Source organism: Sphingopyxis sp., from assembly GCF_035998905.1.
Taxonomy (GTDB): Bacteria; Pseudomonadota; Alphaproteobacteria; order Sphingomonadales; family Sphingomonadaceae; genus Sphingopyxis.
The window spans coordinates 19081-44276 of record NZ_DASYHG010000010.1 but is presented as its reverse complement, the minus strand read 5'-3'; the positions used below and the strand labels follow the sequence as shown (position 1 = coordinate 44276).

Annotated in this window: 22 protein-coding genes and 1 pseudogene; 8 read left to right on the top strand and 15 right to left on the bottom strand. The window is 66.0% G+C overall.

The genetic code is table 11. From position 1 onward, the window contains the following. Positions 1-82: 82 nt before the first annotated feature. Positions 83-2041 (bottom strand): ribonucleoside-diphosphate reductase subunit alpha, encoded by a 1959-nt coding sequence (locus tag VGN62_RS04055; RefSeq protein ID WP_327451450.1) that lies wholly within the window; start codon positions 2039-2041, stop codon positions 83-85. 263 nt (positions 2042-2304) lie between these two features. Between VGN62_RS04055 and VGN62_RS04050 the strand changes: the two genes are divergently transcribed. Further along, positions 2305-2703 (top strand): hypothetical protein, encoded by a 399-nt coding sequence (locus VGN62_RS04050; RefSeq protein WP_327451449.1) that lies wholly within the window; start codon positions 2305-2307, stop codon positions 2701-2703. 51 nt (positions 2704-2754) lie between these two features. Here the strand turns inward: VGN62_RS04050 and VGN62_RS04045 are convergent, their stop codons facing one another. Both VGN62_RS04045 and VGN62_RS04040 read right to left on the bottom strand, forming a co-directional pair. Further along, entirely contained in the window at positions 2755-5046 is a 2292-nt protein-coding gene (locus VGN62_RS04045; RefSeq protein ID WP_327451448.1) for an EAL domain-containing protein, read from the bottom strand. 115 nt (positions 5047-5161) lie between these two features. Continuing rightward, the gene (locus tag VGN62_RS04040) at positions 5162-6904 is read right to left on the bottom strand and encodes an acyl-CoA dehydrogenase (RefSeq protein WP_327451446.1); all 1743 of its coding nucleotides are present in this window, start codon (positions 6902-6904) and stop codon (positions 5162-5164) included. Positions 6905-6955: 51 nt separating this feature from the next. Between VGN62_RS04040 and VGN62_RS04035 the strand changes: the two genes are divergently transcribed. After that, positions 6956-7903, top strand: coding sequence for an L-threonylcarbamoyladenylate synthase (locus tag VGN62_RS04035; RefSeq protein ID WP_327451444.1), 948 nt, complete (start codon positions 6956-6958; stop codon positions 7901-7903). On the opposite strand, the gene VGN62_RS04030 is transcribed toward VGN62_RS04035, so the two are convergent. From VGN62_RS04030 to VGN62_RS04020, 3 genes are read right to left on the bottom strand one after another with little or no spacing between them, the layout of a single operon-like run. Continuing rightward, positions 7900-8802 (bottom strand): DMT family transporter, encoded by a 903-nt coding sequence (locus VGN62_RS04030; RefSeq protein ID WP_327451442.1) that lies wholly within the window; start codon positions 8800-8802, stop codon positions 7900-7902. The two genes, VGN62_RS04035 and VGN62_RS04030, sit on opposite strands and share 4 nt — an antisense overlap. Before the next feature lie 9 nt (positions 8803-8811). After that, a complete protein-coding gene (locus tag VGN62_RS04025) occupies positions 8812-9591 on the bottom strand; it encodes an SDR family NAD(P)-dependent oxidoreductase (protein ID WP_327451440.1) in 780 nt (259 codons plus the stop codon). Positions 9592-9601: 10 nt separating this feature from the next. Next, positions 9602-10126, bottom strand: coding sequence for a thioredoxin family protein (locus tag VGN62_RS04020; protein WP_327451438.1), 525 nt, complete (start codon positions 10124-10126; stop codon positions 9602-9604). Positions 10127-10146: 20 nt separating this feature from the next. On the opposite strand from VGN62_RS04020, the gene VGN62_RS04015 reads away from it, so the two are divergent. The 4 genes from VGN62_RS04015 to VGN62_RS04000 all read left to right on the top strand — a co-directional run bounded on the left by VGN62_RS04015 (position 10147) and on the right by VGN62_RS04000 (position 14320). After that, the gene (locus tag VGN62_RS04015; protein ID WP_327451436.1) at positions 10147-11664 is read left to right on the top strand and encodes an acyl-CoA carboxylase subunit beta; all 1518 of its coding nucleotides are present in this window, start codon (positions 10147-10149) and stop codon (positions 11662-11664) included. 105 nt (positions 11665-11769) lie between these two features. After that, positions 11770-12903, top strand: coding sequence for an acyltransferase family protein (locus VGN62_RS04010; protein WP_327451434.1), 1134 nt, complete (start codon positions 11770-11772; stop codon positions 12901-12903). Between the two features lie 11 nt (positions 12904-12914). Then, the gene (locus VGN62_RS04005; protein ID WP_327451432.1) at positions 12915-13121 is read left to right on the top strand and encodes a hypothetical protein; all 207 of its coding nucleotides are present in this window, start codon (positions 12915-12917) and stop codon (positions 13119-13121) included. A gap of 80 nt (positions 13122-13201) precedes the next feature. Beyond that, the gene (locus tag VGN62_RS04000; RefSeq protein WP_327451430.1) at positions 13202-14320 is read left to right on the top strand and encodes a S41 family peptidase; all 1119 of its coding nucleotides are present in this window, start codon (positions 13202-13204) and stop codon (positions 14318-14320) included. A gap of 93 nt (positions 14321-14413) precedes the next feature. Here VGN62_RS04000 and VGN62_RS03995 read toward each other — a convergent pair whose 3' ends face one another. The 5 genes from VGN62_RS03995 to VGN62_RS03975 all read right to left on the bottom strand — a co-directional run bounded on the left by VGN62_RS03995 (position 14414) and on the right by VGN62_RS03975 (position 17596). Beyond that, positions 14414-14893, bottom strand: a complete 480-nt coding sequence (locus VGN62_RS03995) for a GNAT family N-acetyltransferase (protein ID WP_327451428.1) — start codon at positions 14891-14893, stop codon at positions 14414-14416. 30 nt (positions 14894-14923) lie between these two features. Beyond that, on the bottom strand, positions 14924-15340 hold the full coding sequence (locus tag VGN62_RS03990; protein ID WP_327451426.1) for a hypothetical protein: 417 nt from the start codon (positions 15338-15340) through the stop codon (positions 14924-14926). 69 nt (positions 15341-15409) lie between these two features. Next, positions 15410-16138, bottom strand: a complete 729-nt coding sequence (locus VGN62_RS03985; RefSeq protein WP_327451424.1) for a hypothetical protein — start codon at positions 16136-16138, stop codon at positions 15410-15412. 43 nt (positions 16139-16181) lie between these two features. Continuing rightward, positions 16182-17333: a flavodoxin-dependent (E)-4-hydroxy-3-methylbut-2-enyl-diphosphate synthase gene (ispG, locus tag VGN62_RS03980; RefSeq protein ID WP_327451422.1), complete on the bottom strand. Its 1152-nt coding sequence runs from the start codon at positions 17331-17333 to the stop codon at positions 16182-16184. A 38-nt stretch (positions 17334-17371) separates the two neighbouring features. Then, positions 17372-17596, bottom strand: coding sequence for a hypothetical protein (locus VGN62_RS03975; protein ID WP_327451420.1), 225 nt, complete (start codon positions 17594-17596; stop codon positions 17372-17374). Between VGN62_RS03975 and VGN62_RS03970 the strand changes: the two genes are divergently transcribed. Both VGN62_RS03970 and creD read left to right on the top strand, forming a co-directional pair. Beyond that, the gene (locus VGN62_RS03970) at positions 17595-18347 is read left to right on the top strand and encodes a TorF family putative porin (RefSeq protein ID WP_327451418.1); all 753 of its coding nucleotides are present in this window, start codon (positions 17595-17597) and stop codon (positions 18345-18347) included. The genes VGN62_RS03975 and VGN62_RS03970 overlap by 2 nt on opposite strands. A 167-nt stretch (positions 18348-18514) precedes the next feature. After that, positions 18515-19989: pseudogene (gene creD, locus VGN62_RS03965) on the top strand (cell envelope integrity protein CreD). Between the two features lie 113 nt (positions 19990-20102). Here the strand turns inward: creD and VGN62_RS03960 are convergent. From VGN62_RS03960 to VGN62_RS03945, 4 genes are all read right to left on the bottom strand, one after another. Continuing rightward, a complete protein-coding gene (locus tag VGN62_RS03960) occupies positions 20103-21251 on the bottom strand; it encodes an alpha-hydroxy acid oxidase (protein ID WP_327451416.1) in 1149 nt (382 codons plus the stop codon). 105 nt (positions 21252-21356) lie between these two features. Beyond that, positions 21357-22625: an FAD-dependent oxidoreductase gene (locus tag VGN62_RS03955; RefSeq protein WP_327451414.1), complete on the bottom strand. Its 1269-nt coding sequence runs from the start codon at positions 22623-22625 to the stop codon at positions 21357-21359. Further along, positions 22615-24279 (bottom strand): amidohydrolase, encoded by a 1665-nt coding sequence (locus tag VGN62_RS03950; RefSeq protein WP_327451412.1) that lies wholly within the window; start codon positions 24277-24279, stop codon positions 22615-22617. The genes VGN62_RS03955 and VGN62_RS03950 overlap by 11 nt, the downstream gene beginning before the upstream one ends. Continuing rightward, positions 24276-25154: an NAD(P)-dependent oxidoreductase gene (locus tag VGN62_RS03945; protein WP_327451410.1), complete on the bottom strand. Its 879-nt coding sequence runs from the start codon at positions 25152-25154 to the stop codon at positions 24276-24278. Before VGN62_RS03945 ends, VGN62_RS03950 begins: the two co-directional genes overlap by 4 nt. Positions 25155-25196 lie beyond the last annotated feature (42 nt).

The window sequence follows — 25196 nt, the reverse complement described above, 5'->3', positions numbered from 1 at the left end:
CGCGAAAGCGGGGACCCAGTGTTGCGTAACCCCGCCCTGGGTTCCCGCTTTCGCGGGAATGACAGGAAGGGGGAGTGCGGCCTTATTGGCAGGCCAGACACTCGTCGTAATCGGTGCTCTCGGCCGAAAGCTCGAACTTCGCGGCCTCGGGCGTGTTGTCGGCTTCGACCCCGCCCGCGAAGCCGGCGCGCTGCACCGATTTCGAGCGGAGATAATAGAGCGATTTGATGCCGAGTTCCCATGCGCGATAGTGGAGCATGAGCAGGTCCCATTTCTCGACGTCCGCCGGGATGAACAGGTTCAGCGACTGCGCCTGGTCGATATAGGGCGTGCGGTCGGCCGAGAGTTCGAGCAGCCAGCGCTGGTCGATCTCGAAGCTCGTCTTGTAGCAGTCCTTTTCGTCCTGCGACAGGAAGTCGAGGTGCTGGACGCTGCCGCCGCGTTCGAGGATCGAGTTCCACACCGCGTCGCTGTTCTTCGCCTTGTCGACGAGGAGGGCTTCGAGGTGCGGGTTGCGGATCGAGAAGCTGCCCGAGAGCGTCTTGTGCGTGTAGATGTTCGCGGGGATCGGTTCGATGCACGCGCTGGTGCCGCCGCAGATGATGCTGATCGACGCGGTCGGCGCGATCGCCATCTTGCAGCTGAAGCGCTCCATCACGCCCTGATCGGCGGCGTCGGGGCAGGGGCCGCGCTCGTTCGCGAGCAGCATCGATGCCGCGTCGACCTGCGCGCGGATATGCTTGAAGACGCGAAGGTTCGACGATTTCGCCATCGCGCCCTCGAACGGCAGGCCGCGCGCCTGCAGGAAGCTGTGGAAGCCCATGACGCCGAGGCCGACCGAGCGTTCGCGGCTCGCGCTATATTTGGCGCGCGCCATTTCGGGCGGGGCGCGGTCGATATAGTCCTGAAGGACGTTGTCGAGCATCCGCATCACGTCTTCGATGAAGCGCTTGTCGCCGTTCCACTCGTCCCAGGTTTCGAGGTTCAGGGACGAGAGGCAGCAGACCGCGGTGCGATCCTGCCCGAGATGGTCGCGGCCCGTCGGCAGCGTGATTTCCGAGCAGAGGTTCGAGGTGGTGACCTTGAGCCCGAGGTCGCGATGATGCTTCGGCATCATGCGGTTCACCTGGTCGATGAAGATGATGTAGGGCTCGCCGGTCGCGAGGCGCGTTTCGACGAGCTTCTGGAACAGCCCGCGCGCGTCGACGGTGCCGCGGACGCTCTGGTCCTTCGGCGAGCGCAGGTTGAATTCGGCGCCGTCGCGGACGGCTTCCATGAACTCGTCGGTGATGAGCACGCCGTGGTGGAGGTTCAATGCCTTGCGGTTGAAGTCGCCCGAGGGTTTGCGGACCTCGAGGAACTCCTCGATCTCGGGGTGCGATATGTCGAGGTAGCAGGCGGCCGAACCGCGGCGCAGCGAGCCCTGCGAAATCGCGAGGGTGAGGCTGTCCATCACGCGGACGAAGGGGATGATGCCGCTGGTCTTGCCGTTGAGGCCGACGGGTTCGCCGATGCCGCGCACCGCGCCCCAATAGGTGCCGATGCCGCCGCCGCGCGAGGCGAGCCAGACATTCTCGTTCCACGTGCCGACGATGCCCTCGAGGCTGTCGTCGACCGAATTGAGGTAGCAGCTGATCGGCAGGCCGCGGCCGGTGCCGCCGTTCGACAGGACGGGGGTCGCGGGCATGAACCACAGCTTCGAGATATAGTCGTAGAGGCGCTGCGCATGATCCTGATCGTCGGCATAGGCCGACGCGACGCGCGCGAAGAGATCCTGGTACGATTCGCCGGGCAGCAGGTAGCGATCCTCGAGCGTTTCCTTGCCGAAGTCGGTGAGCAGCGCGTCGCGGCTCTTGTCAGTCACGACCTCGAACCGGCGCGCGTGGACCTTCGGCTCGCTGCTGTCGTTGAGCTTTGCCGGCGCGGGCGAATCATCCTTCGATTCGCCTTTCGATTCGGGCGCTGCCGGAGCATCGTTCTTCGCCAGTTCCATCGTCGCCACGTCGCTTGTCTCCACCCGTTCCGTTTCCCGAAAATCCATCTTATTCGCCCCCGATCTGAACGCGCACATGATGCGCTTTGTTCCTGTCTTGTTCGACTCAGGGCGAAGCCCCGATCCTAGCATCTAAACCTGTCCGCGTGGGCACTTTTTTGAGCGCAGGAAGGGTTTTCCCGTGTCCATATGGGATGGACGACGGAAATCCGCCACTTGCAGCCTGATACAATTTATTGGGGTGCCCCCGTGGTTGACCCACCACCTATAGTGCCACGTCGGCGCTGCGATGCAAGAGAGTAAATGACAGATTGACGACTCAACTCGTCGATAATTTGATTCGTCTCGTCGCTGCTGATGGACGCTTCGCACGCGGCGGGCAAGGCATTCCGCGGGTTTTCGCGGCGATCGCCGAAATGCCTCTGGCGACGCAGAAATTTTGCTTGTCCGGCGGCTGTGACGGATTGGTGCCGGTCACTCTGACGGAGGAGACCCCGAACGGGTTGGACGGTCCGCACCGCCGACGTGTGCGGCGGGCAAAAAGAAAGGGCCCCGGCGATGCCGGAGCCCCTCCTGAAACTGTTTCCTGCTTAGGCCTGACCGCCACCGCTATCGGTGCCGCCGCCGCCCAGGAATCGCCAAAACCAACCCATGACTTGTCTCCTGTTCACACTGCCCACGAGGAACAGTTAACGGAGCGTATACCTTAATTAGTAAGGTAAATCGAGTCTTAACTATAAGCATTGCTGCCAGATTGGCAGTTACGCGGTGCGGTTCCGGGGCGGGGCGGTGAGCGTGCTGGCGAGTTCGGAAAACAGTTGAGGTTTCCCAAGATGATAGCCCTGTCCGACGTCGCAGCCGAGGCCGCCGAGCAGCGCCATGGTTTCGGCATCCTCGATGCCTTCGGCGACCGCGACGGCGCCGAGACGGTGGGCGAGGTCGATCGTCGATTTGACGACTTCGAGGCTCCGCTGCGAATCGCGCATCGTCATCACGAATCGCTTGTCGATCTTGATTTCGTCGGCCTCGATTTCGGTCAGATATTCGAGGTTTGACTGGCCCGTGCCATAGTCGTCGATCGACAGGCGGATGCCGGTGCGCCGCAGCTGCGCGAGTGTCTGGCGCGCCTGGCGGCTGTTTTCGATCTGCGCGGTTTCGGTGATCTCGATCGTCAATGTTTCGGGCGGCAGATGGTGTGCGGTGAGCATCACGCGGATCGTGCCGACAAGGTCGCTGTGGTCGAGCAGCGTTGCCGACAGGTTGACCGACATGTTGATGTGAATGCCGCGCTCGCGCAGCTGCGCCGCCGAGCGGATCGCCTGGTCCATCACGAAGAGGGTAAGGCGATAGATGTCCTGGCTCTTTTCGGCCTGGACGATGAATTCGTCGGGGGGGATCGGGCCGCGTGTCGGGTGCGTCCAGCGCGCGAGCGCCTCGACCCCGACGAGCGTCTTCGTCGCGATTTCATATTGCGGCTGGAACGCGACCCAGATGTCGCCGCCGGTCAGCGCATCCTCGAGCTGCGAATGGAAGCTCAATTGCCAGCCGGCGTCTTCTTTCTGGCGCGACGTATATTTGGTCCACAGCGAGCGTGTGCGGATCGCGCGTTCGGCGGCGACGAGCGCGGCGGCGAGGCGCTGCGCGTTCGACCCCTCGAATTCATCGTTCACCCCGAAGGCGATCGCGACGTCGACGCGAAGATCGCCGATCGTGAGCGGCGCGTTGAACAGCGCGGCGAGACCCGCGAGCTGCCCCTCGATCTGGCTGTGCTGATAATAGGGGACGAGCCAGGCGAAGGTGCCGTCGAGATCATGGTGGAGCGTCGTGCCCTGCGACGCGAGCTGGAGACGGCGGGTCACCTGTTCGACAAGCTTGCCGATTCCGTCGCCGGGAATGAAGGCGGCAAGATCCTCGAAATTGACGACCTTCGCGGCGACGACGGTCGCGCTGCCGAATGCTGCCTGCGTGCGCAGCGCTTCGAAATTGGGCAGGCCCGATACCGGGTTCTCGCGCTGGGCCGAGGCGCGGCGGCGGGTGCGCGATACGTTGGTGCCGATCGCTGCGATAAAGACCAGCGCCGCACCGATCCACACGGTGACCAGCATGAAGCTGAGCAGCACCTTGCCGGCGACCAGCAGCGCCGCCGTTGCCAGCGCGAGCGACATGAAGCCGCGTTTCACCTGCGCGAAAAGCGCCGCCATCATCACCGCGACGGCGAGCAGGAAGGCGGGGAGCCATCCGACATCGACGGGGTTGCCGCGCTTCAGCGTCTCGGCAGCGATCAGGTGGACGTAGCCACCCGGCAGGCGGTTGTGGCCGGGAAGGAAGAAGCTGTCCTGGAAATTGGGGGCGGTCGGCGCGAAGATGACGTCCTTGCCGGCGAGTTCGCGTGCACCGACCTTGCCGCTGACGACGTCGGCGGCGCTATAGTTCGGGATCGTTGCCGGGTCATAGGAGAAGTCGAGGCGGAAGGTTGCCGGCTCGGTGCTATATTTGCCCGCGATGATCGATGCAAAGCTCGGCAGTACGCGCCCGTCGGCGGCATAGCTGATCGGGACGCGCCAAAGCTGCCAGAATTCGGTTTCCCATGCGATGCTGGCGATCGGCACATTATTGCCGAAGGCGGGGCTGGGGAAGGTCGAGATATTTTCGCCGCTTCCAGGCGCAGTGCGCGTCGGCACGGCGAGGACGACACGGTCGCCCATCCGCTTCACGGCATCGACGAGCAGCGGGAAATCGCGATCCTTTTCACGGCGGTCGAAATAGAAATCGATGAGCAGGCGCTTGGCACCCGCCGCATTCACCGCGTCGACGACCTGCGCATAATGGCGCGGCGCATAATCGCGGTTGGGCGCGGCATCGAGCGTCTTCGCGTCGAGTTCGACCATGACGATATCGCCCGTCACGGGCCGCCAGGCGACGCTGCCGACGAAGGCTTCGAGCACGCGGTCGATCGGTTCGGCGATCGAAGTCAGCCCTGCCGCGAGCGCCAGCAGCAGCGACAGCGCGATCGTTCGCCAGCTGATGATCAGACTTTTGACCGGGATGGGCACGCACGTCTCCAGCAATTGCCGGCCCGTGCCTAGTGTCAGATGGTTATCATCGCGTTAATCATGAAGGAAATCCTGCGCCGTGCGATGGCGCGCGGGGCGCAGGATTCCAAGCGTTTCAGGCGATTGCCGGCAGCGGTTCCAGCGCTGCGTCGCCCGCGAGTGCCGAGGCGGCGAGGCCGGTCGCCGCGGGGACGATTTGCTGCAGGTAGAAACGCGTCGAGGCGATCTTCGCTTCGAGGAAGGCGCGGTCGCCGCTGCCTTCGTCGAGTCCGGCGCGCGCCGCCTTGTGCTGGATCGCCATCAGCCACCCGCATGTCGCCGTCGAGAGCATGGTCAGATAGGGGTAGCTGCCCGCGAGCCGATCGGCGGTATTGGCCGTCGCCATCCAGTCGGTGACCGCGCGGCACGCGTCGACCAGCCGTTGCAGTTCGGGGGATTCCGCCGAGCCCGCCGCAATATCGTCGACCAGCGCGCGGACGAGGTCGCCGCCCGCCATGCCGAGCTTGCGCCCGACGAGGTCGGCGGCCTGGATGCCGTTGGTGCCTTCGTAGATCGGGGCGATGCGCGCGTCGCGATAATGCTGCGCGGCGCCGGTTTCCTCGATGAAGCCCATGCCGCCATGCACCTGCACGCCGAGGCTCGCGACCTCGCAGCCGATGTCGGTAGCGTGCGCCTTGACCAGCGGAATCAGCACCTCGGCGCGCATCGCGGCGGCTTCGTCGCCCAATTTGCCGAAGTCGATTTGCGCGGCGGCATAATAGGTCAGCGCGCGCGCGGCCTCGGTCTGCGCGCGCATCCGCCACAGCATGCGGCGCACGTCGGGATGCTGGTCGATCGTGACGGGCGTGCGGTCGGGCGACCCCGCGAGCGCCGACTGGACGCGCTCGGCGGCATAGCGCTGCGCCTGCTGCGTCGCGCGCTCGGCGATCTGGACGCCCTGGCAACCGACCATCAGGCGTGCGTTGTTCATCATCACGAACATCGCGCGCATGCCGCCCATCTCGTCGCCGACGATCTCGCCAAGGCAATCCTCGCCCTCGCCATAGACCATGACGGCGGTCGGCGAACCGTGGATGCCGAGCTTATGCTCGATCGAGGCGCAATGGACGCCGTTCGAGATCGTCGGATTGCCGGCGTCGTCGAGGCGATATTTGGGGACGAGGAAGAGCGAGATGCCGCGCGTTCCCTCGGGCGCGCCAGCCGTGCGCGCGAGCACGAGGTGGACGATATTGTCGGTGAGGTCATGCTCGCCGAAGGTGATGAAGATCTTTTGTCCCTTGATCTTGTAAAGGCCCGCGTTCGGCCCTTCGGTAACCTTTTCGGCGGTCGAGCGCAGCGCGCCGACATCGCTGCCCGCCGACGGCTCGGTCAGGTTCATCGTGCCGTTCCATTCGCCGTTGACCAGCTTCGGCAGCCAAGTCTGCCGCTGTTCCTCGGTACCATAAGCCATCAGCGCGTGGATCGCGCCCGCGGTCAGGATGGGGCAAAGGGTGAAGCCCATGTTCGCGCTGCCGAGCGCCTCGATCACCACCGCCGCGAGGGTGAAGGGCAGGTCCTGCCCGCCATATTCGCCGGGGCCGTCGATGCTGCCCCAGCCCGCCTCGACGAACTGTTTGTACGCATCCCTGAAGCCCGGGGGCATCGTGACCTTGCCATTGTCCCATTTGGGATTGGTGACGTCGCCGACGCGGTTGAGCGGGGCGTAGACGTCGGCAGCGAACTCGCCGATGCCGGTGACGATCGCCTCGACCATGTCGGGGGTCGCGGCGGCGAATTTGTCGTGGACGGCCATCGCATCAATGCGCGCGATGTGGTCGAGGACGAAAAGCTGTTCGGTGGTGGGCGGCGTGTAAGTCATGGGCTGGGCACTTTGCTGGTGAATATCGTTGCGCGGGCGCTATAGCGCGGCATGGCCGATGCCTCAAAGTCCACAATTGCACGTCCGTTCGATAGCGCAGCTATCGCCGAGGCGGCGGCGCTGATCGCGGCAGGGCAGCCGGTCGCGGTGCCGACCGAGACGGTCTATGGCCTCGCCGCCGATGCGCGCAATCCACAGGCGGTAGCGCGGATTTATGCCGCAAAAGGGCGGCCCGATTTCAATCCGCTGATCGTGCATGTGCCGGACCTCGACGCCGCCGGGCGGCTGGGCGTGTTCGGTGCGGTCGAGCGACAGCTTGCTGCGCGCTTCTGGCCGGGGCCGCTGACTTTGGTCGTGCCGCGCACCCCCGACTGCCCGGTGGCGAGTATCGCGACGGCGGGGCTCGATACGATCGCGATCCGGGTGCCGGGCCACCGTGCGATGCAGGCGTTGCTGGCGGAAAGCGGGGCGCCGCTCGCGGCGCCGAGCGCCAATGCGAGCGGGCGGGTGAGCCCGACGAAGGCCGAACATGTGCTTGGAAGTCTCGACGGGCGGATCGCGCTGGTGATCGACGACGGGCCGACGACGGCGGGGGTCGAATCGACGATCGCGCGGGTGAAGGACGGCGCGGTCGAGGTCTTGCGGCCGGGGCCGGTGACGGCGGAGCTGCTGGCGGCGGCGAGCGGGCTGTCGGTGACCGGCGTCGAGGGATCGGAGATCGTCGCGCCGGGAATGCTCGCGAGCCATTATGCGCCGGGCAAGCCGGTGCGGTTGGGGGCGGTCGATTTCGCGGACGATGAGTTTGCGATCGGGTTCGGCGACGTGGCGGGCGATTATGATTTGAGCGCGAGCGGCGACCTGACGGAGGCGGCGGCGCGCCTGTTCGACGCGCTTCACGCCGGGGCCGCGAGCGCGAAGGCGAAGATCGCGGTGGCGGCGATCCCGATGGACGGGTTGGGTGCCGCGATCAACGACCGGCTGGCAAGGGCGGCGGTTTAGGCGGCCGCGGGCTCGACCGGATCGCTGTGCGGCACCTTGCGCGCGACGATCAGGCACGCGGCAACGATCAGCACCGCGCCCGCGATGGTCGGCAGTGTCACCGCCTCATCATAGAAATACCAGCCGAACAGCATCGCCCAGAGGAAGCCGGTATATTCGGTGGTGGCGAGGATCTGCGTCTCGGCGCGGGCATAGGCCCAACTCAATAGGAGGAGCGAGGTGGTCGCCAGCACGGCGGCGCCGAGGATGTGCGGCGCATGGCTGGCGGCGGGCACCGCGAGGAACCAGGGCGCGCCAAGCGCGAGGATCGCTGCGACGAAGAAATTCTGGAAGAAGGCGATCTCCATCGGCTCGGCCATCTTCGCCTGCCGCCGCGCGAGGATGAGGTTGTAGGCGTAGAAGATCGCCGACAGGAAGACCGCGCCGACCGCAAGCAAAGCCTCGTCCGAATAGTCGCTGCCGCCGAGTTTGCCCGCGACGATGACGATCACCCCCGCAAGCCCCAGCACGGACGCTGCGATCGAGCGCGGGCCGATCTTCTCGCCAAGGAAGATTGCCGCCATGTAGAGCGCCATCAGCGGCGCGACGAAAGCGAGCGCGATCGCCTCGGCCATCGGCAGGCGTGCGAGCGCCCAGAAGAAGCAGAGCGCCATGCCCGCGACGAAGACCGATCGCCAGGCGTGGATCCGCATCGTCGGGCCGTCGGGCCATTTCGGGCGGCTCGCGAACCAGAGGAGCCCGGCGAAGATCGTCCCGGTCCCGGTGCGCCAGAGCACGGCGTTGTAGGCGCCGATGTCGATCGACAGCCCCTTCATCAGCACGTCCATCGCCGAAAAGGTCGCGATCCCTGCGCAGGCGATCAGGAAGGGGATGACGGGAGAGGGCGAATCGGGGCGCATGGAGGCGCCTTAGCGGAAGGTCGCCTGTCCCGCGCCGTCGATGTTGAGTTTCTGGCCCGAACAATAGCTGTTCGCATCGCTGACGAACCACACCACTGCTGCAGCGACGTCGGCGGGGACGGCGACGCGGCCGAAGGGCATTTTGGTGTCGAGGTGGTGGATATCCTCGTTACCCGTGATCGCGCGCGAGAGTTTTTCGCCCATGTCGCTGACGGTAAGCGCGGGGGCGACGATATTGACGCGGACGCCGTTCGCGAGTTCCTCCTTGGCGAGAGCGTAGGCGAGGGCTTCGCCCGCCGCTTTCGCCATCGTGTAGGGCGCGCCGTTCGGCGAGTGGGTGTAGGTGGCGATGCTCGAGATGACGATGATGTCGCTGCGCTTGTGCGTGCGCAGCTGCGGTAGCGCGAGGCGGCTGAGACGGTGCGGGCCGGCGGCATGGACGGCGAAGAGCTTGTCGACCTCTTCGGGGCTGGTGTCGGCGACCGATTGCCCGCGGCTCGCGATGCCGGCGTTATTGACGAGGATCGACATCGGACCGAAATCGGCCTCGACTGCGGCGACCATTGCGGCGCAGGCGGCTTCGTCGGTGACCGAGGCCTGATAGGCTTTCGCCTTGCGGCCGAGCGCCTCGATCGCGGCGACAGTTTCGGCGGCGGCGTCCTCGCCGCGCGTGTAATTGACCGCGACGTCGGCGCCCGCTTCGGCGAGGCCGATCGCGATGCCGCGGCCGATTCCGCGCGAGGCGCCGGTGACGAGCGCGACGCGCCCCGCAAGAATCCCGTCGGCCATGTGTCTCTCCCTAATCCATCAGTTCATTATAGATGTCGTCGTCGCTGCGGCTCGCGGCGTTGCGCCATTTGGGAGCGGCCTTGCGGTTGAGCACGGTGCCGTTCGCGTCGAGGACCGCGACGGTCGGCGTACCCCTGATCCTGAACCGGAAGCGCTTCGCTACCTCTGGATTGCGGCCGAGGCCGCGGATGTGCGGCATGCCGATGTCGGCGTAGACGATTTCGTAGCGCGCGCGGACGGGGGCGAAGCGATCGGTGGCGATGAGGTTCGCGAGCCAGGCGCTGTCGTGGCAGCCGCCGGTGCCCATCACGAGCAGGACGGGCTTGCCCGACTGTTTCGCGCGCGCCAGCGCGGCGTCGATCGCGGGCATCGGATCGGCGACGAAGGCATCGCTCTTATACGCATCCTCGACGCCCGGGAGGGTGCGTGTTTCGGCGGCGGCGGGGGGCGCCATCGCGATCAGCGCGGCGGTGAAGGCAAGGGCGATCGGGCGCATCATCTGGCGACGATAGGTTTTGCATGACGTTTCCGTCAACGTAAGATAGCCTTCGCCGCATGAGCTGGAAAAAAGAGATCGACGAACTCGGCCAACGCCGCGCGATGGCCGAGAAGATGGGCGGCGAAGAAAAGGTCGCGCGCCAGCATGGTCGCGGCAAGATGGACGCGCGGGCGCGGCTTGCGGGGATCGTCGATCCGGGCAGCTTTCGCGAGATCGGCAAGATCGCGGGGCGTGGGCGCTATGGCGCCGACGGTGAACTCGAAGATTTGGCTGCGAGCAATTTCATTTTCGGGCGCGCGAATGTGGACGGGCGGCCGGTTGTCGCCTCCGCCGACGATTTCACGGTGCGCGGCGGCGCCGCCGATGCGGCGCTGCACCGCAAGTTCGTCCAGTGCGAGGCGATGGCGCATGAATATCGCCTGCCGCTGATCCGCATGATCGACGGCACCGGCGGCGGCGGGTCGGTCAAGACGCTGGAGGATATGGGCTATACCTATATCCCGCACGTGCCCGGCTGGGACGAGATCATCGCCAATCTCGACACGGTGCCGGTGGTCGCGCTGGCATTGGGGCCGACCGCGGGACTCGGCGCGGCGCGGGTGGTGGCGAGCCATTACAGCGTGATGGTGCGCGGATTGTCGCAGCTGTTCGCGGCGGGGCCGGCGGTCGCGGCGGCGATCGGTGACACGCTCGATCGCGAGGAACTGGGCGGGGTCGATGTGCACACACGTAACGGCGTCGTCGACGACGAGGTCGGATCCGAGGCCGAAGCCTTTGCGGCGGCGCGGCGCTTTTTGTCGTACCTGCCGTCGTCGATCCACGACCGGGCCTTGCGCACCGAATGCAGCGATCCGGTGGGTCGTCGTGACGAAAGCCTGCTGTCGGTCGTCCCGCGGGAGGCGAAGCAGGTCTATTCGATGCGGCGCATCGCGAATGCGGTGTTCGATCAGGGCAGCTTTTTCGAGATGGGCGCGCGCTGGGGGCGGGCGGTGATCACGGCCTTCGCGCGGCTCGACGGCTATCCGGTCGCGGTGCTCGCGAGCGATCCGTCGTACCTCGGCGGATCGTGGGACGCGAAGACGAGCGAGAAGGCCGAGCGCTTCGTGAAGCTCGCCGACCAGTTCCGGCTGCCGATCGTCCACCTCGTCGACAATCCGGGCTTCATGATCGGCGGCGAGGCCGAGCGGACGGGGACGATCCGTTACGGGGTGCAGGCGATGAACGCGATCTACCGCGCGACGGTGCCGCTCGCGTCGGTCGTGGTGCGGCGCGCGTACGGGATCGCGGGAAGCGCGATGTCGAACGCCGAGCGGTTCCAGTATCGTTTCGCCTGGCCGTCGGGCGACTGGGGCAGCCTGCCGATCGAGGGCGGGGTCGAGGTCGCGTACAAGAGCGAGCTGGAGGCGGCCGAGGACCCGGTCGCGCATCTGGAGGCGATCCGCGAGCGATTGAACCGCGTGCGCTCGCCGTTCCGGACGGCGGAGAAATATGGGGTCGAGGATATCATCGACCCGAGGGATACGCGGCCTTTGCTGTGCGAGTTTGCCGATCTGGCGTGGCGGGTGCTGAAATAGCCTATCCCCCATCGTCATCCCGGACTTGATCCGGGATCCATTTGCGCGATGGTATATGGATCCCGGATCAAGTCCGGGACGACGAAAGTGGGGAAGGAAACCGGTATGACCGGCGTACGCCATCTTGGCATGGACTGGCTGCGGATCGGGGCGTTCGGGCTGCTGATCCTCTATCATATCGGCATGTATTTCGTGCCGTGGGGCTGGCATGTGAAGATCGCCGCGCCGCTCGATTGGGTGCAGCTGCCGATGCTCGCGACGAACAGCTGGCGGCTCGCGCTGCTGTTCCTCGTGTCGGGCTATGCGAGCGCGGCGCTGTTCGCGAAACTGGGTGGCAGCGGCGCCTTTGCCCGCTCGCGCAGCGCGCGGCTGCTGATCCCGCTCGTCTTTGGTATCATCCTCATCATCCCGCCGCAGCCGTGGATCGAGCTGGTGACGCAGCATGGCTATGGAAAGAGCCTCGGCGCCTTCTGGACCAGCGACTATTTCCGCTTCGGGACGCTGGACGGGATTGTGCTGCCGACATGGCAACATCTGTGGTTCGTCGTCTATCTGTGGGTCTATACGATGCTCGCCGCGGCCTTGCTGGTGGTCGTGCCGGGCGCGATGCGGATGCGGATTGCCGATGGCGCGGCGCGGTGGCTCGGCGGCGCGGGGCTGCTCGCCTGGCCGCTCGCGGCGTGGCTGCTCATCTATGCCGCCTTTCCGGGTCATGACGAGACGCATGCGCTGTTCGACGACGGGCCGTCGCACCTTCACTATCTGATCCCCTTCTTTGTCGGCTGGTTGCTTCGTGTGCGACCGCAGCTGTTCGGCGCGGTGGCGCGCTGGTGGCGCGTCGCGCTGGCCATCGCGGTCGTCGCGTTCGGGGTGGTCGCGCGGATATTGTGCCTCTGGCTGACGGGCGCGCAGCCCGCCGAATGGGGCAAGCTGCCGTTCAATATCGCGCATCTGGTGCAGGGCTGGGCGACGATCGTCGCGCTGGTCGGGATCGCCGATCATTATTGGAACCGCGATCATCGCTCGCGCGCGACGCTCGCCGAGGCGGTGTTTCCCTTTTACATCATCCACCAGACGATCATCGTCGTCGTCGGCTGGTACCTGCTTCAGGCCGGCGTTGCGGCGCTGCCCTCCTTCCTTGTCCTGCTCGCCGCGACGATGCTCGGCTGCTGGCTTTTCTACTGGATCGGGCGCAACATCGGCTGGCTGCGACCGCTGATCGGACTGCAGCGCCAATAGAGGAGAGCGTCATGGGGGCTTTAAGGGGAATGCTGACAATCGTCGGCGTCGCGGCGATCCTCGTCGGCGGGTTGTGGGCGCTGCAAGGGCTCGACATCATACGCTGGCCGGCGAGCAGCTTCATGCTCGGCGATACGGTCTGGACGCGCAATGGCGTGCTTTTGTCGATCTTCGGTATCGTCCTGCTGTTTCTGGCCCGCAAAAGACCGCAGCCGTGATGAGGCGACTACAAATGTAGTTGTTCTGTATTGCCTATGTGATACACCATGGCCAATCCGGGGTTGGATTGGAGATGAAAATGACAATTTCCCTACGCCTCTTGCCCGGCGTGCTGATGGCCGCCACGATAATTGCCGCTCCGTTGATCGGAGCGCCAGCCGCGCTTGCCGCCGACGAAGCGAAGGGCGACGCGGTCGCCGAAAAATATGCCGCACTGCTCGAACGCGACTATGTCTATCCCGAAACCGGCAGGAAATATGCGGCGGCGATCCGCGCGGGGATCGCGGCGGGCCGCTATGCGACGCTGACCGGCGAGGCGCTGGGGCAGGCGATCGACCGCGATGTCCATGCCGTGTCGCCCGATGGCCATTTGCGCCTGCGTACGCCCGACGCGGCGGCGGCGCCGGGTGTCGCGCCGCCGGGCGGCGCTGCGCCGGTCCGCCGTCCGCCGAAGGTGCCGGTCGAACAGGCGGAGTGGATCGCGCCGGGAATAGCCTTCGTCCGCTTCAATCTTTTTCCGCAGGACGCTGCCGTGACGTCGGCAGCCGCGAAATTCATGGCCGACCATGCCGATGCGAAGGCGATCATCTTCGATATCCGGACGCACAACGGCGGCGGGCTCGACCAGATGGATGTCATCTTTCCGTGGTTGTTCGCCGAGCCGACGCGGCTGGTGACGATGGCGACGCGCGCCTCGGTCGATGCACGCGGTGGTTCGCCGATCGATGGCTTACCCTCGATGCGCGTCGTGAACGGTGACGCCGGCATGGTGACGCGCGAGCATTGGGCGACGCCGAATGCCGACGCGCGGCTGCGCGATGCAAAGGTCTATGTGCTGACATCGGGCGCGAGCGCGTCGGCGGCCGAGCATTTCGCGCTCGCGATGAAGCATACGGGTCGCGGCACGCTGTTCGGCGCGCCGACTGCGGGCGCCAATCATTTCGGCACTGGTGAGGATCTCGGTGGCGGTTATGGCGCCTTCATTCCCGTCGGCCGCACCTATGACCCCGCGACGGGCAAGGATTGGGAAGGCGACGGGGTGCAGCCCGACATCGCCGTGGCGCCCGCCGACGCGCTGGTCCGCGCATTGACCGAACTCGGTGTGGCACCGGCCGAAGCGAAGACGCTGTCCGACGCGCATATGCCGAGCTGGCCGATGGAACGGCGTAAACCGCGCGGGGCGAAGCCTGCGGGCTAGCCTAACGCTATTCCACTCTCGTCATGCCGGACTTGATCCGGCATCCATCCCGCCAGCGCGGCTTGGACCCCGGATCAACGGGGTGACGAGATTCTAGGAAGCGGCGAGACTGGTGAGCGCGTCGCCGTCGACGCGCATCACCGTCCATTCGTCCATCAGCCTCGCGCCGAGGCTTTGGTAGAAGCCAATGGCGGGGGCGTTCCAGTCGAGCACGCTCCATTCGAGCCGCGCGCAGTCGCGTTCGGTGCAGAGCGCCGCGAGGTGGCTGAGCAGCGCCTTGCCGAGCCCTGATCCGCGCGCTTCGGGGCGCACGAAAAGGTCTTCGAGATAGATGCCGGGACGCCCCTCGAAGGTCGAGAAATTGTGGAAGAAGAGCGCGAAGCCCTGCGGTGCCCCGTCCAGCTCGCCGATCACCACTTCGGCATAGGGGCGGGCGCCGAACAGCTTCTCGCCGAGCTTCGCCTCGTCGAAGCGGACCTCGTGCGCGAGCTTTTCATAGTCGGCGAGGTCGCGGATGAACTGCGCGATCAGCGGCAGGTCGGCGGGCGTGGCGGAGCGGATGGCGAGAGTCATGCCGTCTCCTGTCGCGTGCCGCCGCGGCTGTCAAATCCGCTTTCGCGCCTTCAATAGTGCGAGCGCGGCGATCACGAGCGCGGGTTGGCCGAGCACCGCGGGGGCGTCGGCCCAGAAGGTCGCGGGACCGCAGATGCCCGCTGCGACTTCATAGATATGGAGCAGCCCGTGGAAGGTCAGCCAGAGCCCGCCGACGATCGCGGCGCGCCAGCGGCGAACGGGGTCCGCGGCGGCATAAAGGAGGATGAGGCCCGACCCGATGTAAGCGAGGCCAATGTCGCGGATGAAATGCGCGTTGGGCGGGCCGGTGGTGACGACGGTCGGGACGAACACATACCAGTCGAGCGGCTTCACCAGCATGAAGGCGCCGTTGGCGATCGTCGTGACGGCGGCGATCAACAGCAGGAGCTGGACGAGGCGGTCGAGCGCATCATGTTTTGCAGGCATCGGTCAATCCCCCGGCGGTGGCGTATCGCGCGACGCTAGCCGTTGCCGGCCGGGATGTAAAAGCGCCGGTCAGCGGGGCACGGGCGCCCCATATCCGCGCGCAAGTCCGACGCCCATGCCGGTCGCCATCAGGCCGATCAGCGCCGAATCCCAGATCATCAGCAGCCATATGCGCAGCGGCTCGGCCCCGATGGCCCAATCATGATTGAGCCGGTGGACGGGACTGATTGGCAGGAAGACGATCGCTGCGAACAGGAACATAGGGATGATCCGTGGCCATCCGCGCACGAAGCCATGTTTCAGCGTCATACCCGCATCGGCAAACAGCGCGCCGAAGAAATAGACGAGAAGGGGCAGCGACAGCAGCGTGAGCAGGACGTAGGCGACGTCGAATGCGGCTTCGGACAAGAGCTTGTCGAGCGGCCATGCCAGCAATGCGACGACAAGATTGATCAGGAATGCGACGAGCAGCCGCCCCCACAAGGGTCTTGATGCCGCAGCGGGATTGGCTTGGCGAAAGGCGTATACGGCCGCGACGAATATCGTCAGCCACATCCCGGCGACCTTGAAGCCGCCGGGGATCAAGCGCGCGAGGTCCATCGAATGCGCCTTGAAGGCCGTCATGCTGGCGAACATGCCGATCTGGATCTCGACGATATGCTGGACCATCTCGGGCAGCGCCGCGATCAGCGGAATCCACCAGGCGGAGCGGATCAGGCGGAGGGCGTCGACATAGGTGCCGGGAATGCCCTTGAGCAGGTCAACCAGCCAGCGCCCCGCCGAAACCGCAACACTCATGCAGGCGTGGCCTCGCCAATCCCGACGATCCCGCTTTTGATCGTCACGCCGCCTTGCCGTGCAGGCTGTCCATGCTCACCGCGCTGCCCGCGTCGATCTCGGCCGCCTTCGCTTCAACGAGCTTGACGATGTGCTGGATCATGTCGGCGTCCTCGACATGATGGTCGGTAACCCCCGACAGGAAGACCATATGCTTGCCGTTGCCGCCGCCGGTGATGCCGATGTCGGTTTCGCGCGCCTCACCGGGGCCGTTGACCACGCAGCCCAATACCGAGAGCGACATCGGGGTCTTGATGTGGCTGAGCGCATCCTCGAGTGCCTGCACGGTGCGGATGACGTCGAAGCCCTGCCGTGCGCAGCTGGGGCAGGAGACGACGCGGACGCCGCGGGTGCGCAGGCCGAGCGATTTCAGGATTTCATAGCCGACCCGCACTTCCTCTTCGGGTTCGGCCGACAGGCTGACGCGGATCGTGTCGCCGATGCCCGCCCAGAGGAGGTTGCCGATGCCGAGGGCCGACTTCACCGTGCCGCCGATCAGTCCGCCGGCTTCGGTGATGCCGAGGTGGAGCGGGCAGTCGACCGCGTCGGCGAGCTGCGCATAGGCGGCGACCGCGAGGAAGACGTCGCTCGCCTTCACCGCGACCTTATATTCGTGGAAGTCGTGATCCTGGAGCAACTTGATATGGTCGAGCGCGCTTTCGACGAGCGCCTCGGGGCAGGGCTCGCCATATTTTTCGAGCAGGTCCTTCTCGAGGCTGCCGGCGTTGACCCCGATGCGGATCGCGCAGCCGTTGGCCTTCGCGGCGCGGACGACCTCGCCGACGCGCTCCGACGAGCCGATGTTGCCGGGGTTGATGCGCAGGCACGCGGCGCCGGCGTCGGCGGCTTCGAGCGCGCGCTTATAGTGGAAGTGGATGTCGGCGATGATCGGGATGCGCGACGCGCGGACGATCTGGCCCAGCGCCGCGGTCGAATCGGTGTCGGGGCACGAGACGCGGATCAGGTCGGCGCCGGCTTCCTCGCAGCGGCGGATCTGGTCGATCGTCGCGACCGGGTCGCTGGTCAGCGTGTTGGTCATCGTCTGCACGCTGATCGGCGCGCCGCCGCCAACGGGGACATTGCCGACCATGATCTGGCGGCATTCGCGGCGCGCGATGTCGCGCCAGGGGCGCAGGCCGGGGTTATGATCGCTCATGGTGCGGGCTCGATAAGAAAGGGAGATAAGCCTGCTCTTTAGCCGCCCGGTGGCGGCTTGGCAAAGCCCGCGATGCGCCATTGCGGCTGTTGCGCGAAAGACACAGTCTGACGCTGATTCGACATCTGGCGCAATTTTCGTTTGTGCATCGCAACAAAATCGGCAACTTCGAACGCGTTCGTCGTCACAAGCCCGTACGAAGAGGCGTGGACGCGCACGGCAGGCCGGGACGATCCGTTTTTTCGATTAGGGGGATCACCCATGAAGTTTCTTACCAAAGCCTGCTTCGGCATGCTGCTCGCCGCGTCGGCCATGTCGACGCCCGCCTTCGCCCAGGAAGAAGAAGCACCCAGCGGCCCGTTCACGCTTTCGGGCGGCATCGCGGTTACGTCGGACTATCGCTTCCGCGGCATTTCGCTGTCGAACGAAAAGGTCGCCGTGCAGCCGACGCTGACCGTCAGCCACGAAAGCGGCCTCTATGCCGGCGTCTGGGGCTCGACGCTTCCCGACAGCCCCGCCTATGGCAAGTTCGAACTCGACATTTATGGCGGTTTCGCGACCGAAATCGCCTCGGGTACGACGGTCGACATCGGCGTCACCTATTATACCTACCCCGGCAGCGAGGATGGCGGCGCCCCGACCGACTATTTCGAAGGCATCGGCAAGCTGTCGCACGACATCGGCCCGGTCTCGATCACCGGCATGGTCGCCTATGCGCCGAAGCAGAATTCGCTTGGCGACGACGACAATATCTACCTGAACCTCGGTGCCGGCTTCGGCATTCCCAACACGCCCGTCACGCTGACGGCGGGGATCGGCTATAACGACGGTTCGCTCGGCCTCGTGTCGCCCGACGGCAAATATGTCGACTGGTCGCTCGGCGCGTCCTTCGCCGCCGGCCCACTGACCTTCTCGGCGCAATATATCGATACCGACGTCAAAAAATCGGGCATCAAGGCGCTCGACACGCTTTACGATCCAACCGTGGTCTTTACGCTGGGCGCATCTTTCTGATCGCCTAGCGGGTCAGCGACCACGCGCTAAGGGGGCGGCTTCGGGGGAGGCCGCCCCCTTTTTCGCGCGCAAAAGCGGCGCGATGACGCTTCGCCGCAACGCGCTTGACCGTATCGGTGAAGCGTGCAATTTCATCGACGAGTTGAAGCAGCGGAGTTTGATCCCCCATGACCGAGGCCTCTCAAAGCGTTTCCGTTCCTCCCGTCCCGCCCGCTCGCGGCGAGCGAAGTCCCGGCGTCAAGCTGGTCATCGCGGTGCTGATCGCGGTCGCGCTGATGGTTCCCCTGTTGATGATCTATGGCCTGCTCTGGGACCGCCAGCAGCAGGCTGAAACCGCGCAGGCGTCGATCGGGCAGGGCTGGGGCGGGCAACAGACGATCGGCGGACCCGTGATCGTCATCCCCTACCGCGCCACCGAAACGACGACGGTGCAGGAAAATGGCAAGGATGTCACGCGGACGGTGAACACGATCCGCAACCTCTATCTCTCGCCGCAATCGAACCGCGCCGATGTCGTCATCAAGCCCGAAAAGCGGAAGAAGGCGATCTATGAGACCGTCGTCTATGAAAGCCAGATCGCGGGGAGCGCCGAGTTCGTGCTGCCCGCCGATATCGCGCGCTATGGCGTGACGCGCGAGGCGCTGATGCTCGACCGCGCCGAAGTGCGGCTCGGCATCAGCGACGCGCGCGGGCTGGTCGACGGCAACAGCCTGTCGGTCGACGGCACGCCGCTCGCGCTCCAGCCGGGCAAGGGCCTGCTCTCGACGGGCAATTCGGGCACCTTCGCCTTCGTCGACTGGAGCGCTGCTGCGCCGATGAAGGTCGATTACAGGATCGGCGTGCGCGGACTCGGCGACTTCAAGCTGATCCCGCGCGGGGTCGATACGCGCTGGACGGTGAAGTCGAGCTGGCCGAACCCGAGCTTCGGCGGCGATTTCCTGCCCGCAAAGCGCGAGGTCAAGGGCAGCGGCTTCACCGCGACCTATGCGATCCCGAACCTCGCATTGGGGCAGGCGCAGGTGCTCACCGGCGACCTGTCGCCGCCGGTCGCGACCAACTATGGCCGGCGCGACGCTTATGCCGACGTGGCTGTCGAGGTCGCGGCGGCGGCCGACGGCAGCACGGGCGAGGCGTCGGGCGGCACCGCAAAGGCGGTCGCGATCAGCCTGATCGAGCCCGTCGACCTTTACAGCCAGGTGGATCGCAGTATCAAATATGGCTTCCTGTTCATCGGCTTCACCTTCGTCGCCTTCCTGATGTTCGACATCATCGCGGGCGCACGCGTGGCACCGGCCGAATATCTGCTGACCGGCATCGCGCTGGTGCTGTTCTTCGTGCTGTTGCTCGCGTTCGCCGAGGTGATCGGTTCATGCCCGCCTATATGGTCGCATCGGCGGCGATCATCGGCCTGCTCACCTTCTACAGCGCGGCGGTGCTGAAGAGCTGGAAGCGCGCGCGCTTCCTCGCGGCGATGCTGATCGGGCTGTACGCCTTGCTCTACACGCTGCTCAACCTTGAAGCCTATGCGCTGCTCATCGGGTCGGTGCTGATGTTCTTCGCCCTCGCCGGGGTGATGTACATGACGCGCAACATCGACTGGGGCGGGATCGGCAAGAAGGATGAGGTGGCGGTGGCCGCATAACAAAGCAGGTGTGTCCCCGCGAAGGCGGGGACCCATCTCCGGTCGGCTCGAAATCGCACCCGCAGGTGATGGGCCCCCGCCTTCGCGGGGGCACACGGCTTTTTGGGCGCGTGTTACCGCCAGCGCAAATTATGGGGGCCGAGATTCGCGAGGGTCTTGGCCCCCATCAATTTCATGCCGCGCTCCATCTCGGCGCGGAGCAAAGCTATCGCACGTGCGACGCCATCCTCGCCCGCCGCGGCGAGCGCGTAGAGATAGAGGCGGCCGCCCGAGCAGGCCTTGGCGCCGACCGACAGCGCTTTGAGCACATGCGTGCCGCGCGTGATGCCGCCGTCGCAGATCACCTCGACCCTGTCGCCGACCGCGTCGACGATGTCGGCGAGCGCGTCGAAGGGGGAGATGCTGCCGTCGAGCTGGCGCCCGCCATGGTTCGACACCATGATCGCGGTCGCGCCGATGTCGGCGGCGCGCTTCGCATCCTCGACCGCGACGATGCCCTTCAGGCAGAAGGGGCCGTCCCATTTCTTGCGGATCGCCTCGGCGCGCTTCCAGTCGAGGCTCTGGTCGAGCATCGAGGTGAAATATTCGGCGACCGATTTGGGGACGCTCGACCCTTCGGAGACATGCGTCGCGAGATTGGGCAGGCTGAATTTTTCGCGGAGCACATAGTTGAGCCCCCAGCCGGGCTTCGCGGCGTAGCTCAGCATGTTCGACGCGGTGAAGCGCGGCGGCGAGGTGAAACCCGAGCGGAGGCAGCGCTCGCGATTGCCGCCGACAATTGTGTCGACGGTGAGCGCGACGGCGTCGAACTTCGCGTCGCGCGCGGCGTCGAGCATCGCCTGATTGAGTCCCTCGTCGTGGTGGACATAGAGCTGGAACAGCTTGGGGGCGCCCGTCAGCGCGCCCGCCTCGGCGAGGCTGATCGTCGCGAGGCTCGATATGCCCGCGACAGTGCCCGCGTTCGCGGCGGCGCGGAGCACCGCGCGCTCACCCTGCCAGTGGAAGAGGCGTTGGAGCGCGGTCGGCGAGAGGAAGAGCGGCATCGCGATCTCGCGGCCGAAGAGCGTCGTCTTCATGTCGACGCTTTCGACCCCGGCGAGCACGCGCGGGATCAGGTCGCAGTCGTCGAACGCCGCGCGGTTGCGGCGGCGCGTGACCTCGTCATCGGCGGCTCCGTCGATATAGTCGAACACCGGCCAAGGCAGGCGGCGCTTCGCGAGCGCGCGGAAGTCGTCGATATTGTGGCAGTCGGTCAGGCGCACTTTAATCCCCGTTGTACCCCTGCGAAGGCAGGGGTCCATCACCTGCCGCCGCATAAAATTCCAGCATCGGAGATGTGCCCCTGCCTTCGCAGGGGCACAGACTCCTTAAAACACCGTCCGCGCCGCCACCGTGCCCTTGGTCGCGAAGCTGAAGCGCGGTTCGACGGCGAGATTCGCGTCAAGGATATGCGCGGCGACGCGCTTGCCGACTGCGGGGCCGTTCTTGAACCCGTGCCCCGATCCGCCGCCGACGAGCCAGACATGCTGCTGTCCGGGGAAGCGGTCGATCAGATAGTCGCCGTTCGAGCTATTCTCATATTGGCAGACGCGCCCGCCGATCAGCGGCGCCGAGGCGAGCGCGGGGAAGCGGCGGGCGAGATAGGCGCGCGCTTCGGCGATGCCGGTGGGGGAAAGCTGGCGTTCCATCGTGTCGGGATCGACCGTGGGGCCATGGACGTCGATCGCGATCTTGAACCCCGCGCCTTCGAGGTCGGGGATGCCATAGACGATGCGGCCGCTGTTGAAGTCCGCCCAGACGGGCAGTTCGGGTGGTGCGAAGCGGCTGTCGCCCTGCGGCGCGCCGAAATGATAGACTTCCTGCCGCGTCGCGACGATCTTGTTCATCAATTGCTGCGGGAAAAGCTCGGCGATCCACGGACCCGCAGCATAGACGAGATGATCGGCGGTGCCGCCGTCGGGCAGCGTGTGGCGCTTGGTTTTTTTCGAGAAGAGCGGCGCGGGCATGACAACGCGTTCGACCTCGATCTGCGCGTCGGCGATCAGTTCCTGCACGCCGCGCGCGGCGATCAGCGCGCCCGCCTCGGTTTCGAGGATGCCGGTCTCGCCCTGATAGAATTGGATCTGGCGATATTTGTCCTGCAGCCAGCTGACGTCGCCATGTTCGTGGCGCACGCGGTTCGCTTGCAGCCAGGCGAGCGACTGCGCGGTATAGGTATCGCCCTGCGGCGCGAACCAGAGAACGCCGGTGTTGTGGAAAATCGGTGCGCTCGCCGTGTCGGAGAGGTCTTTCCAATATTTGAGCGAATCGCGCGCCATCTCCGAATAGATGGTGTCGGCGCCATAGCCCATGCGGATGACGCGGCTTTCGCCCCCCGACGAGGCGCGGGCGTTGCCCGCGCCATAGGCGTCGAACAGGCGCACCGACTTGCCCGCCCGCAGCAGATGCCATGCGGTCCACGCGCCGAACACGCCCGCGCCGATGATCGCGACGTCGACATGCTGGACTTTCGGTTTGGCGGGTTTGCGCTTCTTTGGCTTGCGTTCCTTGCGCTCGGCCGCAGTCGCGGCTGCCGCGACGGGCAGCGCGGCGAGGCCGGTGAGAAGCGCGCGACGGGTCGGCGTGTCAGCGGCCAACGGTCGCGCCCTCCTTCTTTTTGTAATAGCGATAGCCGCCGATCCATGTTTCGAGCGGGGTCATGCGGCGGATCTCGTCGGGGCTCGCGAGCATCGGGTCGGCGTCGACGATCAGGAAGTCGGCGCGCATCCCGGGCATCAAGGTACCGATGCGGTCCTCGGCGAAGCCGGCGAAGGCAGCGGTGCGCGTGAAGCCGTCGAGCGCGGTTTCGCGGCTCACCGCTTCCTCGGGACGCCAGCCGCCGAAGGGTTCGCCCTTCGCATCGGTGCGCGAGATCGCCGCGGCGATGCCGGGGAAGGGATTCGCGCTTTCGACCGGCACGTCGGAGCCGAAGGCGAGGCGGGCGCCCGCCTTTTCGAGGCTGCGCCACGCATAGGCGCCCTTGAGGCGATCGGGGCCGAGACGCGCTTCGGCCATCACGCGGTCGCTCGTCTGGTGGACGGGTTGCATCGAGGCGATGACCTTGAGCGTCGCAAAGCGCGGAATGTCGACAGGGTCGATGATCTGCGCATGTTCGATCCGCCAGCGGCGCTCGCCGGGGAGGTCGGCGGTGAGGTCGGTGATCGCGTCGAGTGCTTCGGCGTTCGCGGCGTCGCCGATCGCGTGGATCGCGACCTGGAACTTGTCCATCGACGCGCGCACCATCTTGTTGCGGAGCTGCGCGGGGGTGAGCAGCGGCAAGCCCTTCTGTCCCGGTGCGTCGCTATACGGCGCTTTCAGCCACGCGCCGCGCGAGCCCAATGCGCCGTCGAGATAAAGCTTCACCCCGACCATGCGCAGGCGGTCGTCGTAGAGCCACGGCGTCGGCTCGGACCCGGCGATAATCGCCATATTGTCGATGTCGCCGCCATAGCTGAGAATGCGCACCGAAAGCTGCTTCTTGTCGCCGGCGCGGCGATAGGCCTGCCAGTCGGCGATGCTCGTCCCCATGTCGGCGATCGTCGTGATCCCCTGTTCGAGCAATTTCTGCTGCGCGAGATAAAGCGCGCGGTCGAGGTCGCGCGCGAGCGGCTTGGGCTTGGCGCTGTCGATCAGGCTCATCGCGGCGTCGACGAAGACCCCGCTCGGCTTGCCGCCTTCCATTTCGATGCGGCCGCCCTCGGGCGACTTGCTTGCGGGCGTGATCTTCGCGGCCGCCATCGCGGCGCTGTTCGCCCAGCCCGCATGGCCGTCGACGCGTTCGAGCCAGACGGGGCGGTTCGGCACCGCGGCGTCGAGATCGGCGGCGGTCGGGAAGCGGCCGAGCCCCCATTTCTCCTGATTCCACCCCGATCCGATAATCCACGGCATTTCGGGATTGTCGGCGGCATATTTGCGGATCGCCGCCTGCGCCTCGGCAAGGCTGTTGGTTTCGCTGAGGTCGAGCAGCATCAGCTGGAAGCCCAGACCCATGACATGGCCGTGCGCGTCGATCAGGCCGGGGATGAGCGTGCGGCCCTTGCCGTCTTCCTTGAAGTCGGGGCGTTCGGGGCGCTTGTCCTTGCGGTCGAGCAGTTGCTTCACCTTGCCCTGCGTATCGATGACGAGGCCGGTGAAGCGGACGAGCTTGCCGTCCTTGTCGAGCGTGATGCCGTTGACATTGTCGACGAGCGTGTCGGCGTGCGCAGGGGCGGCGAGGGTCAGGGCGAGGGCGGTGAGGAGCAGGCGCTTCATTTCGGCAGCCTCGTCACGAGCGAGCTCGTATCCTTTCGCCCGCCGCCCGCCTTTTGCACATCGGCGTAGAATTGGTCGACGAGGCTCGCGACCGGCAAGGTCGCGCCATTGACGCGCGCTTCGTCGAGTGCGAGGCCCAAATCCTTGCGCATCCAGTCGACCGCGAAGCCGAAGTCGAACTCGTCCTTGGCCATCGTCCCCCAGCGGTTGAGCATCTGCCAGCTTGCCGCGGCGCCGCCCGAGACCGCCTCGAACACCTTGTCGGTGTCGAGCTTCGACGCCTGCGCGAAGCGCAGCGCTTCGGAGAGGCCCTGGACGACCCCGGCGATCGCGATCTGGTTGACCATCTTGGTCGTCTGCCCCGCACCGGGGCCGCCGATATGCACCATGCGCGCGGCATAAGCGTCCATCACGGGCGCCGCGGCGTCGAACGCGGCCTTGGTGCCGCCGCACATGATCGAGAGCGTGCCGTTCTGCGCGCCCGCTTCGCCGCCCGAGACGGGGGCGTCGAGGCAGAGGAGGCCGAGCCCCTCGGCCTCGACCGAGAGCTGGCGCGCGATGCGGGCGGAGACCGTGGTGTGGTCGACGAACAACGCGCCCTTGCGCATCGCCTTGAACGCGCCGTCGCGGCCCAGGGTGACTTGTGCGAGATCGTCGTCGTTGCCGACGCAGGTAAGGACGACATCGGCATCCCTCGCAGCCTCGGCGGGCGTCGATGCCGCCGACCCGCCGTGCTGGCGGGCCCAGGCATCGGCCTTGGCGCGGGTGCGATTGTAGACGGTGAGGGCGTGCCCCGCCTTGACGAGGTGGCCCGCCATCGGTCCGCCCATGACGCCGGTACCGATGAAGCTGATGCGCAATTTTTGTTCGCTCATGCGCGGTCCATAGCATTGTTTGCTTCGCGCGCCAGATGGGCT

Coding starts and splice junctions, on each gene's coding strand:
- VGN62_RS04055 (WP_327451450.1), bottom strand. CDS start 2,041: ATGGATTTTCGGGAAACGGAACGGGTGGAGACAAGCGACGTGGCGACG.
- VGN62_RS04040 (WP_327451446.1), bottom strand. CDS start 6,904: ATGACTTACACGCCGCCCACCACCGAACAGCTTTTCGTCCTCGACCAC.
- VGN62_RS04035 (WP_327451444.1), top strand. CDS start 6,956: ATGGCCGATGCCTCAAAGTCCACAATTGCACGTCCGTTCGATAGCGCA.
- VGN62_RS04030 (WP_327451442.1), bottom strand. CDS start 8,802: ATGCGCCCCGATTCGCCCTCTCCCGTCATCCCCTTCCTGATCGCCTGC.
- VGN62_RS04025 (WP_327451440.1), bottom strand. CDS start 9,591: ATGGCCGACGGGATTCTTGCGGGGCGCGTCGCGCTCGTCACCGGCGCC.
- VGN62_RS04015 (WP_327451436.1), top strand. CDS start 10,147: ATGAGCTGGAAAAAAGAGATCGACGAACTCGGCCAACGCCGCGCGATG.
- VGN62_RS04010 (WP_327451434.1), top strand. CDS start 11,770: ATGACCGGCGTACGCCATCTTGGCATGGACTGGCTGCGGATCGGGGCG.
- VGN62_RS04005 (WP_327451432.1), top strand. CDS start 12,915: ATGGGGGCTTTAAGGGGAATGCTGACAATCGTCGGCGTCGCGGCGATC.
- VGN62_RS04000 (WP_327451430.1), top strand. CDS start 13,202: ATGACAATTTCCCTACGCCTCTTGCCCGGCGTGCTGATGGCCGCCACG.
- VGN62_RS03995 (WP_327451428.1), bottom strand. CDS start 14,893: ATGACTCTCGCCATCCGCTCCGCCACGCCCGCCGACCTGCCGCTGATC.
- VGN62_RS03990 (WP_327451426.1), bottom strand. CDS start 15,340: ATGCCTGCAAAACATGATGCGCTCGACCGCCTCGTCCAGCTCCTGCTG.
- VGN62_RS03985 (WP_327451424.1), bottom strand. CDS start 16,138: ATGAGTGTTGCGGTTTCGGCGGGGCGCTGGCTGGTTGACCTGCTCAAG.
- ispG (WP_327451422.1), bottom strand. CDS start 17,333: ATGAGCGATCATAACCCCGGCCTGCGCCCCTGGCGCGACATCGCGCGC.
- VGN62_RS03970 (WP_327451418.1), top strand. CDS start 17,595: ATGAAGTTTCTTACCAAAGCCTGCTTCGGCATGCTGCTCGCCGCGTCG.
- VGN62_RS03975 (WP_327451420.1), bottom strand. CDS start 17,596: ATGGGTGATCCCCCTAATCGAAAAAACGGATCGTCCCGGCCTGCCGTG.
- VGN62_RS03950 (WP_327451412.1), bottom strand. CDS start 24,279: ATGAAGCGCCTGCTCCTCACCGCCCTCGCCCTGACCCTCGCCGCCCCT.
- VGN62_RS03945 (WP_327451410.1), bottom strand. CDS start 25,154: ATGAGCGAACAAAAATTGCGCATCAGCTTCATCGGTACCGGCGTCATG.